This window comes from Sutterella massiliensis (genome assembly GCF_016899755.1).
In the GTDB taxonomy this organism is placed as follows: domain Bacteria; phylum Pseudomonadota; class Gammaproteobacteria; order Burkholderiales; family Burkholderiaceae_F; genus Sutterella; species Sutterella massiliensis.
In genome coordinates this window covers 42986-58367 of record NZ_JACJJC010000011.1, presented here as the reverse complement: position 1 = coordinate 58367, position 15382 = coordinate 42986, and the positions used below count along the sequence as shown (strand labels likewise).

Below are 15382 nucleotides of genomic sequence, written 5' to 3'. Positions count from 1 at the left end.
TCGGATCGTCGCTTATGCAGAGGCATGAGACCTAGCGGTTAGCCTCGTCGGACGCGGCGAGGCAGGACAAGAAGATGCCGCCGCGACGTTGGCAGCCGAGGAGGCGGAAACGAACGAACCGCGAAGCGCGACTACGCCCGAGCAGGGACATGCACCCCCCCTCCGGCTGATCATCACGGCTCCGCAAGCCTCATCATTCATGGCTGGTTCGAGACGCCGCGAGGGTCATGCGTCATGCCCCCGACATGGAATATCGTTACGGATTCTTCGTCGAAAGCATAGACCAATCGGTGCTCTTGATTGATGCGACGACTCCAAAAACTGGACAAATCCTTTTTGAGCGGCTCCGGTTTGCCAAGTCCCTTGGTCGGATGCCTGAGAGTATCCTCGATATCGCTTCTCGACCGAACTTTCTGCGGAAATGAAGATGCGCAAGCTCTTCGTCGTCGGCTTTGACTTCTAAATCTGGACGGGATCGACGGTTCTTCGCAGAGAAAACTTTCGTCTGGAAGAAAACGGCCAATTGCCGCCGGACGATCTGGTCGAGAACCTCGGCTGCAAGAAGCTCATCGACACGAAGCAGCAAAAGCGTGCCCGCCGATGCGTCGACGGAAAGTTCTGCACGGCTTCGGACATTACACCGGCATGCATATGGCACTCTGTCTCATATCGGAGCGCTTCGTCGCTGAGAATTCCGACGTCATCGCGAAGTACACCGAATACACGCGAAGCGCGGATGCGACGAACGATACGTTCGCTCGGCAACAGTCTGAGCGGCGCCCGCCGGCATCATGAGGGCATTCTCGAGCACCGTCAAAAAACGATCGGCGCCCGAGGGCGCCGATCGAGAGGCTCAAAATTCAAAGGTATTTGGGTTCAAAGCTTCTGCGCTGCTGCGCCTCACTTGGCTGCCGCCGCTTCTGCGCCAGCAATGCGGCCGAAGACGATGATGTCGGCATAGGCGTTCGAACCGAGACGGTTCGTGCCGTGCGTGCTCCCCGTCACTTCGCCGGCGGCCCAGAGGCCCGGAATCGGCTTGTCGTTCTTGTCGAGCACTTGCGCCTTCGGATTGATCTTGAGGCCGCCCATCGTGTGGTGGCACGACGGCACGCCGCGATAGATCCAATAGGGGCCGGTTGAAAGATCGACAAAACGCGCACGATAGTTGAAGTCGAGGTCCTTGCCGGTCTTGGCGAATTCGTTCACGCGCGCAACCGTGGCTTTGAGGTTCTCAACAGGAATCTTGAAGAATTCGGCCGCTTCTTCGATCGTATCGGCCTTGTGAAGAATCCCGGCCTTCGTGAAGACTTCCACTTCGTCTTGGTGATGGGTGATCGCGTGAGACTTCTTTTCGATCGCATCGTTAAAGAGCGCGTAGCAGTACTGCCCGGTCTGCTCGAGAATGGCTTTACTCATGACGTCGCGACGCTCGAGCTCTTCAACGAAGCGCTTCCCTTCCTGATTGACAAGAATGGCGCCCTCAAAGCGTGCGTCGTCGATGAGTTCAATCGCCCCCGTGATCGGGTCGCACATGGGATAGGTCTGGATGAGGTCCATATTGACCACCTGAGCACCTGCCTTTTCGCCCATCACGATGCCGTCGCCCGTCGCGCCTGGCGCATTCGTCGTCTTGAAACCCGCACCGTAGAATGGATTCGCCTTGGCGCGCATTTCGACGTTCGCAGCAAAGCCGCCCGAAGCGATAATCACGCCGTTCTTCGCGTTAAAGGTGTAGGTCTTGCCGTCCATCGTCGCTTTGACGCCCACGATGCGGCCTTCGGGCGACTTCACGAGTTCTTCGGCCTTCATGCCCGTGATGATCGGAATGTCGCGCTTCTTTGCAGCAGCCATGAACTTCTGAATGAATTCCATGCCGGTCGCGCCCTTCGGAATGAGGGAGCGTTTGCGCGAGTGACCGCCGAAGAAGAAGAGGTTGTCTTCCTGGAATTCAACGCCGATTACGTCGCGGCACCAGAGCGCGGCAGGAAGAGCGTTTTCGACCATCGTGCGCACGACCGCAGGGTCGCCCTTGTAGTCGCCGCCCTTCATCGTATCTTCGAAGTGCCGTTCAACCGAATCGTCGAGAATACCGAGCTTACGCTGAACCCAATTGTTGGCGGCGGCCATTTCGGCGCCCGAAATAAGGGAGTTGCCGCCGACCGTCGGCATCTTTTCGAGCACGACGACGCTGGCACCCGCATCTTTCGCGGTGATGGCAGCCGAGAAACCCGCGCCGCCCGCACCGATGACGACAACGTCGTAGACGCTCGATTCGGGCACCTTCGTTGCACGCTTCATGAGAACGACGGGCCCGGCCAAGGTTACCCCGGCTTTCTCGGCAGCGGCCTTGACGGCGTCCTGGAGCGCCTTCGAGGACATCGTCGCGCCCGAAACGAGATCGACATCGGCCGTGTTGTGCTCGATCATCGCGTTTTTCATGTCGGTGAAGACCTTCTCGGCAAGAATCTTGTTTTCGTTCGACTTCTTGATGTCGATCGCCTGAATCTTGCCGTTATCGAAAGTAACCGCGGCGACCAAGTCGCCGTGCTTGCCCGTTCCCGTACCTTCCGTCGTGACGGGAGCAGCTTGAGCGACCGAAAAGGCGCCGAGCGCACCGAAAGCGAGCGAAAGCGAAAGCGCGAAAAGTTTGCCGTTCGTCATGTGAACTCCCTTGGCAAAGAACTCGGCGCGGCGCATCGCTTCTGCTGCCGGCAAAGGCGACGCAAGCGCGCCGTTCGTGAGGTTATGCAGAGAGCCTAAACCGAAATCCCGACCTTGAGATCGGTTTTTCTACCAAGTTGACTTCTCGTTCTCGTGAGCGGCGAGTGCAAAAAGAGAATGCTTGCTGCGAAAAGCGAACTTTTAGCGCGGCACGACGCGGTAGAGTTTGTCGCCCGGGCGCACGCGCGCGGGAAGCGCAAAGGTGATTTCGTCGCCTTTCTTGGCGGCAGCCTCGGGCGCTGCCGGCAAGTCGTTGATGCGAAGCCCAGTGACACGGGTTTCCACAACACCCGTCGTTGGGCCGATCACCATGATTTCATCGCCTTCGGCAAGCTTGCCCGCTTCAATCGAAAAGTGCCCGATGCCGGCCTTCGCAAAGAAGTTGATGCACTTCCCGGCATGGACTTTCTTCACTGTCGCGCTCGAGCCGTAATCGTCGGTGCGCTCAAGCGTATCCGCACCCATGTACCAGCCTTCCCAGAAGCCGCGATTGAAGACGCGCGCAAGGCGGTTCTCGAGTGCTTGGGCAAGTGTCGGGGTAAAAGTCCCGGTCAAAACCGCATCGAGCGCTTCGCCGTAGCTTCGCACGGTCGCGCTCACGTACTCGGGACCGCGAGCACGGCCTTCAATCTTGAAAATGCGAACACCCGCCGCGACAAGTCTGTCGAAGATGCGAATCGTGCTCAAATCTTTGGGCGAGAGAAACCGCGTACCTTCAACGTCGATCTCGGTACCGCGTTCGGGATCGGTCAAGCGGTAGCGGCGTCGGCAGGTCTGCAGACACTCGCCGCGATTGGCACTTTTGCCGCGAGTGTGCAGACTCAAATAGCAACGGCCGCTCACGGCCATGCAGAGCGCGCCGTGGGCAAAACACTCGATGCGAACGCGTCGGCCGGAAGGACCGACGATTTGTTCGCGCGAAATCGCTTCGGCAATGTAGGCGACTTTCTCAAGCGTGAGCTCGCGAGCGAGCACCACCGTGTCGGCAAACTGCGCGTAAAAGCGCAGCGCTTCGACATTCGAGACGGAAAGCTGCGTTGAGAGATGCACCGAAAGTCCGATCGATCGGGCGTAAAGCATCACAGCAACGTCGGCCGCAATAACGGCATTGATGCCGGCCGCCTTTGCCGCTTCAAGGAGCTGCTTCGCAGCTTCAAGGTCCGAATCATAGAGAACGGTGTTCACGGTAAGGTACGAGCGAACACCCGCAGCACGACACTTCTGCGCGAGTCGAGGAAGATCGTTCACCGTGAAGTCGCCCGTTGCGTGCGCGCGCATATTGAGCTCACCGACACCGAAATAGACCGCATTCGCGCCTGCCGCAATGGCAGCGGAGAGCGCCGCATCGCTGCCTGCAGGCGCAAGGATTTCGAAGTCGCCGCGGCAAGCGGATGCGGTTTGAGAAGGGCGAAAGGTCGGCACCGTCGAATGGGTCATGGCAATGAACGTTCTTTGTAGAGAGCGGGCGAGTCAAGAGGCCAAGCATACGCAAGATGAGGCCTCACGTGCGGCCCGTATCGTTTGCGTCGTTAAGCGACGCAGCGTCGGCGATATTCTGCTCGAGAGGTCTGAACGAAACGTGCATTCGTCTCGACCCTCAACGCGAGAGCAGGTGAAGAGCCGGTCACAGCCGACGGACAGCCTGAGCAAAAAGATTCCGCCCGGTTCGTAGAGAGACCGGGCGGGATCTAAAAAAAAGAGCATCTCCGAGAAAGATCAAGGGGGAGATGCTCGAAGTTGCGGCATGCCTAAGGCACGTCGCAGGCTGAAGTGCCTACTATAGCAGGTTTTGTTTGAATACGGGCCGAATAATTTCAGTATTGGTCGACAAATATCGGTCGCGTTTTTTGCGACTATTTATTGGCCGGGGCGTTCGGTTTAGCCGCATCAGAAGAAGCGGGCGGCTCAGACCGCTCGGCAGAGACGATAGCCGCCGCTGCGGGATGCAGCGCTTTGTCGCCAGCACTTTGGCGTGGCTTATCATCTGACGCTTGCACTGACGCCCCCGTACCGGATTTACCGGCTGAAGACGCAGTCGCAGCGTCCCCATCCGCGGGCGCCTGCGCTGCGTGCTTCCCGAGAAGCGTGAGCATCGTTTCCCCGGCAGACGCAACAATGCGCTCAAAATCCGCGACCCACTTCGAAATGGCACCCATGAGGTCTCGGATAAGGGTTATGGCGTCCGCAGGCGCACCGATCAGTACGCCGGCCGCGACGAGTCCGAGAACCGCCGCTACGCCAAGGAGCGTCGCAAACGCGAAAACGAGGAGTGCGATGGCGGCGGCTGCAAGGAGCAGGGCGGCTACACCGGCAACGCCGTTCTTAAGGAGCTTCTTCATAGCGGCAGCGACTGCAAGAGGGAGAGAGAAGGGCGTTTTTCAAAATAATTCGACGCCCGAAACGGCGCTGCGGATGCGCTTTTCGGAAACGCATCCGCAGCTTTGTGCACTATAGCCAAGAAAGGCGATCCGTCAGAGCACGCGGCGGTGCTGATAGAGGTGCACCCCGAGGAGCGCCGTAAAGCCCGTTCCTATCACCCAGTGCAGACGCTTTGCACCGAAGCCGAGTATCCCGATGCTTGCAAGATAGGCAAGCAGCATCAGGCGGTTCTGCGTTACGCGACGCTTTCGGCCGCCCTTATGCTGATCGGGCGCAAGGACAGGCGCAAAGAGGTCGAGCGCTGCGCCGCCCGTGCGGTGAATGGCGCCCTCAACGGCGCGGATCGCACCGCGCGCCGATTCGCAGCATCGGCACGAATCGGCGTGCGAAGCCGTCTGCGATGCGGATTCGGCCGAGTCGCATTCGCCGCAACAGGGTTCGGACCCGCACGCATCGCGAGGAGCGTCCTCATCGTCGCCAAGGAAGGCCATGAAAAACTGCGCCGACTCGAGAAGCGTTTCGGCATTCGTCACCGATTCGTCCCACGTGAGAAGAAGACTCCCCACGCGCGGATTGATCGCGGCGCTTGTTACGCCTTCGAGCCCCATGAGAAACGATTCGGCCGTTGCGATCGTTTGCGCGTCAAGCCCGGAAAGCCTCTCGTGACGAAGCCGAGCACGCCCGCGCGTCAACGATCGAACGCAGGTTTTGATGTCGGTCATTTCCATGATGAAAACCTCTCAATTCTTCATGAAGCGGCAGCAACAGGGGAAGCAGCCGCTGCGTCGCCGCGTATGTGCTCGAGCGTACCATGCAGGTTTTCGGCGATGTCGCTCATGCGGTCGGCAAAAGTACGATGTCCTTGCGGAGCAAGCGTCGGCTGCATGGCATTGAGGCAAACGCCGATCGTCGTCGCGTTGTGCAGGAGCGCGCCGGCCGCGGGCTGCAGGAGCCCCGTCAAGCCGCCCGCGAGGAACCCCGTATTGAGACCCACCGAGATCGCGAAGTTCTGCTTGATGCGTCGCATGGCTGCGCGGCCGAGGTCGATAGCAACCGGGAGACCGAGGAGGTTGTTCCCCGTCAGGACGACGTCGGCCACTTCCTGCGCGATATCGGTGCCGTCGCGAAGCGTGACGCCGACGTTTGCCGCGGAGAGCGCAGGCGAATCGTTGATGCCGTCGCCCACCATGAGCACCTTGGCGCCCGCACGAACAAGCGCCTCGACGTGCGCCGCCTTTTCTTCCGGAAGCACCTGCGCGCGGAAGTCGTCGAGACCGAGCTTCGCCGCGACGGTCGCAGCCGTGCGCTCGTCGTCGCCCGTGAGCATCACGATGCGCTTGATGCCGCGGCTGCGAAGCGCGCGAACCGTTTCGGCCGCCTCTTCGCGAAGCGGGTCTTCGATACCGAGTACGCCCACGAGTTTGCCGCCCACGGCGAAATAGAGAATCGACTTGCCATCGGCCGCGAGCGTTTCGACCACAGGCTGCGCGAGCGCGAGGTCCACCCCTTCGTCGTCGCCGACGAAATGTCGGCTGCCGAGCACGCACTTCAAACCGTCCACCGACGAGCAGATGCCGTGCGCGACGATGTAGCGCACTTCGGTATCGTGCTTTTCGTCGTCGTGGAAGACCGCTTCCTCGTCGGCTGCGCGTACGATGGCGCGGGAAACGGGATGCGGGAAGTGCTCTTCGAGACACGCCGCGAGCTTCAAAAGCGCCTTGCGGTCGTATGCGGGATCAAGCGAAACGACGTCGGAAAGAACGGGCGACGCCTGCGTGAGGGTCCCCGTCTTGTCGAAAACGACCGTATCGGTTTCCGCGAGCGCCTCGAGGTATCGACCGCCCTTCACGAGGACGCCGCGGCCCGTGCCGACGCGCATCGCCGTAAGAATGGCGAGCGGCGTTGCCAAACGAAGCGCACACGAATAGTCGACAAGGAGCACAGAAGCCGTGCGGGTGAGGTCGCGGGTAAAGAGCCAAACGAGACCAGCCAAAAGGAAGTTGTAGGGCACAATCGCGTCGGCCAAGTGTTCGGCCTTCCCCTGGATGCCCGCTTTGGCCGCTTCGCTCGTTTCGATGAAGCGAACGATCTTCGAGAGGCGCGATTTGTCGCCGAGCGCCGTCGGGCGCACGTCGATCTCGCCGTCTTCGACAACGGTGCCCGCGAAAACGCTCCCGCCCGCCGTTCTGTGGACAGGGAGGGGCTCGCCCGTCATCGTCGCCTGGTTGACGGAGGCGTCGCCCGAGACAACGATGCCGTCCGCTGGAATAACGGACCCCGCACGCACGACAACGGTGTCTTCGAGCGTGAGGTCCGAGAGCGGAATCGACTCGACGCGCTCACCCGTCTCGCCGCGGCGCACCCACACCTTGTCGACCTTGAGAGCAAGCTCGTCGGCAAGGGAATCGAGGGACTTCTTGCGCGTGTAGTTTTCGAGCATTTCGCCAAGCCCCAAGAGCACGACGAGAAGCCCCACGGTCTTGAAGTCGCGCCGCAAGAGCGACACGATCAGCGCGGCGGCATCGAGCACCGGGACGTTGAGCTTGCCCTTAAAGAGATTCTTGAGGCCCTCTGCAATGATCGGCAGTGCGCCGAGAACGGCGTTGCCGATATTGACAATCATCGGAAGAACCGGACGCAAAAAAACGTAGCGCGCGAGGCTCGAAAAATCGAGCTCGGCACCGTCTTCCGGCTTCACGGGCAAAAGCGCCGACGAAGCGGCTGCGCGCGTCAGTGCATTCTTGCCGCGCTTGACGCCCGAAAGCGCCTCGGTGATCATCTCGCGAATGCGGCCGAGCACCGCAAGAAGCGGCATACGGGTGAAACCGCGGCCGATTTCGTTCACGGTGCCTTCGATGATGTTGCCAGCAGAAATAAAGCCCTGCGAAGCCGCACTCCGGGCGGCACCCGAGCGCGCTTCGAGCGCGGGGAGATCGTTGCGTAGAGCACGATCTCGCGGCAGCTTCGCGCACGCGGCGGACGCAGCCGGCCTCTCAGGAGATGCGCTCTTCTTGCGAGCAGCTCTGTAATAAAGGGGATTCTTCGCAAGCGAGGCGAAGTAAGCGGCCGTGCGGCGCTTCGCCTCGAGCGAATCGACCGTCAGAACAACCGAGCCCGTACGAACGTTGACGGAAACGCCCGTGACTCCGTCAACCGAAGCCACTTCGTCGGCGAGCACCTCGGCACTCGCGGCCGTCAAGGGCGTCGTCGTACGCCAGCGCTCGCGGTTGCCGACGGCGTGCTTCAAAGTAAAAATCATGCTGCCTCCCTGGTGACGGCGAAAGCGCCCGTTCCGTCTTCAACGAGGAACGGACGCGATTGCGTCAGTCGATTGAAGATAGCGAATGGTGCGCATGGGCAAAACGCCGGACGAGGGTAACGTCCGGGCGGCCGCGCATGCGCACGACTTCTTCGTTCAAATCAGCAGGCAGGCTGCGCAGCGGGCGTTTCAGCCTTGGGCGCCTCGGCGGGCTTTTCTTCCGACTGGGCGGCCGTCGCGGCAGCAGCGGCGGCTTCGGCCGCTTCGCGCTTTTCCTGCGACTTCACCTGCGCTTCGGCAACGACGTCGGCGATGTCTTCCTTCACGGATTCGACGGCGGCGAGCGCCTTTTCGCGCAGGTCGATGCCGCCCGAAATGAGATTCGTCGCGAGCGGCTTCACATCAAGCTTGCCGCGGGTAACAACAACGGCGCCGAGCGCACCGAGGGCAACCCCTCCGAGGAAAAAGAGTCCGTATTTGACGTTCTGATTCATTTTTCTGTTACTCCAACGACGGAAACGCCCGATCATTGATTAATGGTTATCGATCGGTCTAACGCTTCCGCAATTCACGCTTCACTGAACCGTTTGCGGGGGTATACGGAGGGCTTGCAGTCATGCGCGGTCCATTGGGATCCGACCCCACTAATTGTATGCCGCCTGCCGGTGAAAGCAAATCCGCAGTTCAGGCTGTCAATTTTCGACGAAATAGGAACGAATGTAAATCGTTCGCATCCGCATAAAATGTTTTGGTTTGATCGACGTCAGTTTGCAAAAGTGCCGACGACACAACCAAATCGCTTTCCCATTATTCGCGTACGAATAGCAACGACAAAATTCACTTTTCAGACAATTCGCTTCCCGCTTCATGATGTGCGGCTACGAGAGAGCGCACCCACTGATGCAGCGGATCGCCATCCGAGCGCGTGTTCCAGATGAGCTTCGGACTGAAGGCGTAAGCAAGCTCAGGCGGCAAGTCGCGTACGGCATAGCCGCCTCGAGCGAGCCAATATTCGGCGGTTCTCGAAGGAATCCACATAATGAAGTCGGTTTCCAAGACGAGAAACGGCGCCGTATTGAAATAGGGAATGACGATCGACGGCTGGCCTTCATCACGAAGGGTCGTCCAGGGACGAATCGGTCGACTGCCCGGCATCAGCTGCGTGTAGGGCCGCAGCGTGACCGCATTTATCGGAATGCGTTGGTCTGACAGCGGGTGGTTTTGCCGCATCAACAGCCGGTAATGCTGTGCATCGAGGTCGATCGCAATCATGTCGGAACGTTTGGGCGGCACAGGAAAGATCGCTAGATCGGCTTCGCCGCGGCGAAGCTCGTCGATAAGCTGCTCGGTCGTTGCAACAAAGCCGAACTCGAGATTAAGCTCGGGCGCTTTACACCGTATGGTCGGCAGCGCAGGAAATATGTAAAGGAGCAGAGCGTTGTCGTAAGTGAGGATTCGGAAAGTGCCGGTTGCGCGTTCGGGCGAGAAAACATCGTCGTTTGCTAGCGCCTCCACGTTCTGAAGAATCTGGCGAACAATCGGCCGAAGCGTAAGCATGCGTGCGGTAGGCACGAGTCCTTTGCCGTTACGCACGAAAAGTTCATCGCAGAGCGCCGAGCGCAAGTCGTTAAGCTGCCGGCTTGCCGTCGCCACATTCACTAGAAGCGCCTCGGCGGCAGCGGAAAGCTGCCCGGTACGCAAAATTTCTTCGAGTAGTCTGAGCGACTGGAGATTGTCGAGCGGCGATTTCGACATAGATAGAACCTCAAAGCGTAAAAGGATGCCCCTCTCGGGAGAGAAGAACGTTGCTTTTGACGAGTCTACGGAAAAATTACATTGAAAACATTTTGACGAAAATGCGAATTCGCCGAGGGGAAAGATCAATTTTCATCAAATTACTTGCTCATTAAAGTCTCTCAGCATGATTGACAGTCTTTGCGCTCGGTCGCCGCGCGAGCCTAGACCGCGCAAAAGCTTCGTTAAAAGGAGAGAAAACCATGTCCGGTATTTCACGCCGCGATTTTGCACGCCTCACTGTCTTTGCTGCCGCCGCAGCCGCAGTCCCGATGGTCGCTCACGCCTTCGGCGGCCCGTCCGGACCTTCGACGATCTACAAGAAGCAGAAGATCGGCGAAGTGATCATGAATCCTTATAAGATCGCACCGCTCACGGCCATCATCCGCAACGGCGGCTATGAGCTCAGGAACGCAAGCGTTCGCATCGTCCCGAAAGAGGGCGGCCAGGAAATCGCCTATAAAGTCTCGGATTCGCAGCTCCTCACGCACGGCGGCATTCCGGTCTTCGGTCTTTATCCCGACTACCGCAATAAGGTCGAAGTGACGTACGACCGGATCTTCTACGGCAAGACCGAGCGCATCACGGAGACTTACACGATGGCAACGAACGATATCTTCGGTCTTCATCCGTTCCCGAAGGCCGTCGTTCGCAAAGCCGCGCCTGCAAAATTCGCAGACCGCCTCTATTACATCAACAACATCGGCGGCAACAACAACACGCGCCATGCCGTCTGGAACAACCCCGAGGGCGGTGCGCTGCAGTGGTCGTCCTATCCGCTCAACATGATTATCGACACGAAAGGCGACGTTCGTTGGTACCTCTATCCGATCGGCATCTACGACGTCGACTCGCTCTATGACGGCGGCATCATGATGGGCCTGCGCCAGAATGAAGACGGCGCGATTACCTGGGGTTACGGCCAGCACTACGTCAAGTACGACATCATGGGGCGCGAAATCTGGAATCGGCGACTTCCCTACGGGTACAACGACTTCTCGCACACGATGGACGCCGCGCAAAACGGCCACTACTTCCTGCGCGTTGCCTCCTCAAACCTGAAGCGCAGCGACGGACGCAACGTGCGTACAGTGCGCGACATGATCGTTGAAGTCGATCAGAACGGCAACGTCGTTGAAGAATGGCGTCTTTGGGAAATCCTCGACCCGTACCGCGACACGGCTATCAAGGCGCTCGACCAGGGGGCGGTGTGCCTCAACATCGATCCGAAGCTCGCCGGCAAGACGCTTTCGAGTGAAGACCTCCAGAAGCTCGACAAAGAGGCGCACTTCGGCGACATTGTCGGTACGGGACCGGGGCGCAACTGGGCGCACGTCAACTCGGTCGATTACGATCCGACGGACGACTCGATCATTATTTCGTCGCGCCACCAGTGCGCGGTGATCAAGATCGGGCGCGACAAGAAGGTGAAATGGATCCTCGGTGCGCCGCGCGGCTGGAAGAAGCCTTGGTCGGACGCGCTGCTGACGCCGGTTGACGCAAACGGAAAGCCACTCGCCTGCGGAGATGCCGCCTGCGAAAACACGAACTTCGATTGGACCTGGACGCAGCACACGGCATTCCGAATTGATTCGAAGTCCGATAAGAAAACGATCTTCATTTCGGTCTTCGACAACGGCGACGGCCGCGGATTTGATCAGCCGCCGCTTCCCGACATGAAGTACAGCCGTGCGGTCATCTACAAGATCGATCAGGAAAAGCGAACGGTTGAACAGATCTGGGAATACGGCAAGGAAATGGGCCACGAATGGTTCAGCCCCGTGACGAGCCTGGTCGAATACATGCCCGACAAGGACTCCATCATCGCTTATGCCGCCACGGCAGGTGCCAATTACGACCTCAAGACGGGCGGTCTCACTTCGGCACCGAACCCGTACCTTGACGAGTTCGAATGGGGTTCGACCACGCCTGCTGTCGAAATCCAGTTGAAGAATACGACGGGTTATCAGGCGTTTGCCTTCGACGTGAACAAAGCCTTCAACGGCAAAATCATGTAATCGAAGTTTGAAAGCGATCGATTGAGTGAAAGCGGTCCGACATCGAAATGATTCGGACCGCTTCGTCATTGATGGAAAGTTTTATCGACTCAAATCCGGCACACCTGACGGCTGTGAAATGAGGCAGAGAAACGAACGCACAAAACTCAATTGAATTCTCCGCAACGACTTCAACACAAAAGACGAAGAGCCTCCGCGAGGTCAAACGGAAGCTCTTCGCCTTGAGGGGCAATGTTTGCTTTTCGTCGGCCGGTCTCAAGAGAGACCGACCGATTGTGCAATTACTTGCCTTCGCGGATGGCCTTCGCCATCGCATCGGCAGCCACGCGACCAGAGGTGAGCGCCCAGCCGACGTTGGCGCCCGCAGGCGAGTCGTCGCCCATCACGCCCCCGACGATTTCACCCGCACCGTAAAGGTTGGGGATGACCTTGCCGTCGGTCTTCACGATGTTGAGGTTGTCGTCCGTGCAGACGCCGCCCATCGTCGTCGCAAAGCGCGGCTTCTGTTCGACGATGTAGTAGGGGCCTTCGGCTGCGATTTCAGCCTTCATGTATTCGACCGGACGACCGAAGTCGGCATCCTTCTTGGCCTTCACGAAGTCGTTGTACTTCTTGACGGTGGCCTTGAGCGCTTCGGCGTTGATGCCCGCCTTCTTGGCGACTTCCTCAATCGTCGCGCCCTTCACGAAGAGCGGAGCGCTCTTGCCGTCGTTGGCGAGGTACTTGTCCATGTCGGCCTGCGAGACACCCGTTTCCGGCGCACGCTTATAGAAGCCTTCCCAGGACTTCTGGTCCATGAAGACGTAGGCCTGGCCGTTCTTGTTCTTGAGCATCGGCTCGAGGATGTGACGGTTCGAAGCCTTTTCATTCACAAAGCGAACACCGTCGACGTTGACGAGGATGCCCGCCTGGTCGAACGCGCCGACATTGGCGTAAATCGTGGACTTGGCGATGCCGGGCGCAACTTCAATGCCGTTCGGATAGCGCTTCCCGTACTGCAGAAGCTGCGTCTTGGCATCGAGCCCCTGTGCCATGCGAAGGCCGTCGCCCGTCGAGGAGACCGGACCGTAGTAGAGGACCTTCTGCATTTCAGGCGTCAGCATGGCCTTGTTGTTGCCGTAGCCGCCCGTCGAAAGGAGGGTCTTCTTCGCGCGAATCGTGTACTTCGTGCCGGAAGCCGTGTCGACGGCATTCACGCCCATCACCTTGCCGTCCTCGACGATGAGGGACTCGACCTTCGTGTTGTAGAGAACATGCGCGCCGTTATTGGCGATCACGTCGCGAAGGTGCTGCGCCATCGTGCCGGCGCCGCCCTGGAATTCAAGGGCGCGGCGGTGCGAATATTCGGCTAGGAAGGGCAGGTCGTTCGGGATGAACTTCACGCCCACTTCTTCGTGCAGCCAGTCGATCGTGGGGCCGACGTTCTTTGCATAGAGCGTGAGCTTCGAGAGGTCGTTCAAGTTGTTGCCGTTGGCGAGGAAGTCCTTCACCATCGAATCGACGGAGTCGTCCGTCGAGCCGAAGGCCTTCTGGAGCTTCGAGCCCTGAGCAACGACCTGGCCGCCCGAAATCGAAGCGGCGCCGCCGATGAAGGGCATCTTTTCGACGAGAACGGCATCGAGACCGTTCATGCGGGTGCGAATCGTCGCGGACATGCCCGCGCCGCCGCCGCCCACAATCACGACGTCGGTCGTCAGTTCCTTCGTAGCGGCAGCCTTCTTAACGACAACGGGGACAAGCGTCGCGGGATCGACACCGGCCTGACGGATGCAGTCGTCAACGGCCGTCTGAATGGCCTTCGACGTGATCGTTGCGCCCGAGAGCGTGTCGACCTTCGTCGACTGCGCGTCAACGATGCGGCCGGGGAGCATGTCGACGGCCTTCGTGCCGATGCCCTGTGTTTCGGTTTGCTTCACAACCTTCACGGACTCGATGCGGTCCTTCGAGAAGGACGTTTCGACAACAACGTCGCCGTGGATGCCGGGGGCCTTGGCTTGGTAGGTCCCGGCCTTAAACTGCGGAGAGGCCCAGGCAGCGCCGGCCGAGAACGCTGCAACGGCAGCGAATGCGATCAACTTGGTTTTCATGGTTCTTGACTCCAAAAAATCGTTTCGGGTCCGCATTCATTATGAGTAGCGGACCTTGGTTGTAACTTAGCTCCCCAGCGATCAGGCGCCGGGATTCATCGCTTCGTGAAGGATGCGCAGCACGGCTTCGCAGTCTTCGGCAGGAATCTGACCGGGGGCGCTTGCCTTGCCGCCGACGCTCGCAAAGGTCAGGTCGCTGCCGAACGCTTCGCCCGTGATGCGGGTAAGCACGCCCCACTTGCCCATCGCCATCGTCAGCATGGGCTTATTGGAGTAGTAGCGGCGCACCTTGGCGGTCGCACTCATGATGGTGAGCGCGTCCTCAACGGTGTGCGCCATGACGGCGAGCTTCAGAATATCGGCGCCGAATTCTTCCTCGAGGAGGAGGCGACGGATCAGTTCGGCTTCGTCGGGCATGAATTTGAATTCATGGTCGGAGATGATGACCTTCGTGCCCGCAGCATGGGCCTGCTTCACGAGGCGGCGAATCATGTCGGCATTGCGGAAGAGCTCGAAGTCGATGACGTCGGGACGTCCCATTTCGACAATCGCGGCATTGGCCTTTTCGTAGAAGGCGTCGTCAGCGACGAAGCCGCCGCCGTCCGTGCCGTTTCGAAGCGTAACGAGCACGATCTTGTCGCCTGCCGCTGCCTTCGCATCCGCGGCGGCCTTGCCGTAGGCGGCCGGTTCAAGCTTACCGAGGTAGTCGAGGCGAACCTCGATCATGTCGAGTTCCTTCATGCCGGCAAAGGTGCGAACATTCTCGATCAGGCCCTTGACGTCCTTCGCGGTCGTCGGGGCAATCATCTTCGGGCGACCCACGCCGATTTCGCGCCCCTTGAGAACCAAGGGCTTCACCGTGCCGTGATCCCAGCCTTCGACGTGGTTCATCGTGTCGACGGGACGGATCTTGTCGCCGAACTTGTCGACGACGCTCGCGTGCGCTGCACCGGCGAGCGCTGCACCGCTCGCAGCGGCAAAGAGGAATTGACGGCGTTTCATCTTCGAATCCTTTCTGATCTGTATGTGGTTCTCCGCGTCTCGACGGACGGCCGAGTCGCAAGGTTGGGCTAGAGACGCTCATAAGAGACAGACGGTCGGCCGGGGTGCCCGAATGACGTTTC

The 15382-nt window shown here is 59.4% G+C and carries 11 protein-coding genes; 1 reads left to right on the top strand and 10 read right to left on the bottom strand.

Annotated features, from left to right (window positions below; translation table 11 throughout):
• Positions 1 to 197 precede the first annotated feature (197 nt).
• The 8 genes from H6A60_RS07845 to H6A60_RS07810 form a co-directional block, all read right to left on the bottom strand.
• On the bottom strand, positions 198 to 392 hold the full coding sequence (locus tag H6A60_RS07845; RefSeq protein WP_338054852.1) for a Txe/YoeB family addiction module toxin: 195 nt from the start codon (positions 390 to 392) through the stop codon (positions 198 to 200).
• A gap of 508 nt (positions 393 to 900) precedes the next feature.
• On the bottom strand, positions 901 to 2661 hold the full coding sequence (locus H6A60_RS07840; RefSeq protein WP_205103151.1) for a flavocytochrome c: 1761 nt from the start codon (positions 2659 to 2661) through the stop codon (positions 901 to 903).
• A gap of 201 nt (positions 2662 to 2862) precedes the next feature.
• The gene (locus H6A60_RS07835; protein ID WP_205103148.1) at positions 2863 to 4158 is read right to left on the bottom strand and encodes a peptidase U32 family protein; all 1296 of its coding nucleotides are present in this window, start codon (positions 4156 to 4158) and stop codon (positions 2863 to 2865) included.
• A 416-nt stretch (positions 4159 to 4574) separates the two neighbouring features.
• The gene (locus H6A60_RS07830; protein ID WP_205103145.1) at positions 4575 to 5060 is read right to left on the bottom strand and encodes a hypothetical protein; all 486 of its coding nucleotides are present in this window, start codon (positions 5058 to 5060) and stop codon (positions 4575 to 4577) included.
• 132 nt (positions 5061 to 5192) lie between these two features.
• Entirely contained in the window at positions 5193 to 5822 is a 630-nt protein-coding gene (locus H6A60_RS07825; protein ID WP_205103141.1) for a hypothetical protein, read from the bottom strand.
• 26 nt (positions 5823 to 5848) lie between these two features.
• Positions 5849 to 8359, bottom strand: a complete 2511-nt coding sequence (locus H6A60_RS07820) for a heavy metal translocating P-type ATPase (RefSeq protein ID WP_205103137.1) — start codon at positions 8357 to 8359, stop codon at positions 5849 to 5851.
• A gap of 161 nt (positions 8360 to 8520) precedes the next feature.
• On the bottom strand, positions 8521 to 8853 hold the full coding sequence (locus tag H6A60_RS07815) for a DUF1116 domain-containing protein (protein WP_205103134.1): 333 nt from the start codon (positions 8851 to 8853) through the stop codon (positions 8521 to 8523).
• Between the two features lie 343 nt (positions 8854 to 9196).
• Complete coding sequence (locus H6A60_RS07810; protein WP_205103130.1) at positions 9197 to 10114, bottom strand: LysR family transcriptional regulator; 918 nt, start codon at positions 10112 to 10114, stop codon at positions 9197 to 9199.
• Positions 10115 to 10356: 242 nt separating this feature from the next.
• On the opposite strand from H6A60_RS07810, the gene H6A60_RS07805 reads away from it, so the two are divergent.
• Entirely contained in the window at positions 10357 to 12171 is a 1815-nt protein-coding gene (locus H6A60_RS07805) for an aryl-sulfate sulfotransferase (RefSeq protein WP_205103127.1), read from the top strand.
• Positions 12172 to 12452: 281 nt separating this feature from the next.
• Here H6A60_RS07805 and H6A60_RS07800 read toward each other — a convergent pair whose 3' ends face one another.
• Both H6A60_RS07800 and aroD read right to left on the bottom strand, forming a co-directional pair.
• Positions 12453 to 14258, bottom strand: a complete 1806-nt coding sequence (locus H6A60_RS07800) for an FAD-dependent oxidoreductase (RefSeq protein ID WP_205103124.1) — start codon at positions 14256 to 14258, stop codon at positions 12453 to 12455.
• An 81-nt stretch (positions 14259 to 14339) separates the two neighbouring features.
• Positions 14340 to 15260: a type I 3-dehydroquinate dehydratase gene (aroD, locus tag H6A60_RS07795; RefSeq protein WP_205103121.1), complete on the bottom strand. Its 921-nt coding sequence runs from the start codon at positions 15258 to 15260 to the stop codon at positions 14340 to 14342.
• Between the last annotated feature and the right edge of the window lie 122 nt (positions 15261 to 15382).

Excerpts from the sequence above, each read along its gene's own strand:
- H6A60_RS07830 (WP_205103145.1), bottom strand. The coding sequence starts at position 5,060 with ATGAAGAAGCTCCTTAAGAACGGCGTTGCCGGTGTAGCCGCCCTGCTC.
- H6A60_RS07840 (WP_205103151.1), bottom strand. The coding sequence starts at position 2,661 with ATGACGAACGGCAAACTTTTCGCGCTTTCGCTTTCGCTCGCTTTCGGT.
- H6A60_RS07805 (WP_205103127.1), top strand. The coding sequence starts at position 10,357 with ATGTCCGGTATTTCACGCCGCGATTTTGCACGCCTCACTGTCTTTGCT.
- H6A60_RS07800 (WP_205103124.1), bottom strand. The coding sequence starts at position 14,258 with ATGAAAACCAAGTTGATCGCATTCGCTGCCGTTGCAGCGTTCTCGGCC.
- H6A60_RS07835 (WP_205103148.1), bottom strand. The coding sequence starts at position 4,158 with ATGACCCATTCGACGGTGCCGACCTTTCGCCCTTCTCAAACCGCATCC.
- H6A60_RS07815 (WP_205103134.1), bottom strand. The coding sequence starts at position 8,853 with ATGAATCAGAACGTCAAATACGGACTCTTTTTCCTCGGAGGGGTTGCC.
- aroD (WP_205103121.1), bottom strand. The coding sequence starts at position 15,260 with ATGAAACGCCGTCAATTCCTCTTTGCCGCTGCGAGCGGTGCAGCGCTC.
- H6A60_RS07820 (WP_205103137.1), bottom strand. The coding sequence starts at position 8,359 with ATGATTTTTACTTTGAAGCACGCCGTCGGCAACCGCGAGCGCTGGCGT.
- H6A60_RS07825 (WP_205103141.1), bottom strand. The coding sequence starts at position 5,822 with ATGACCGACATCAAAACCTGCGTTCGATCGTTGACGCGCGGGCGTGCT.
- H6A60_RS07810 (WP_205103130.1), bottom strand. The coding sequence starts at position 10,114 with ATGTCGAAATCGCCGCTCGACAATCTCCAGTCGCTCAGACTACTCGAA.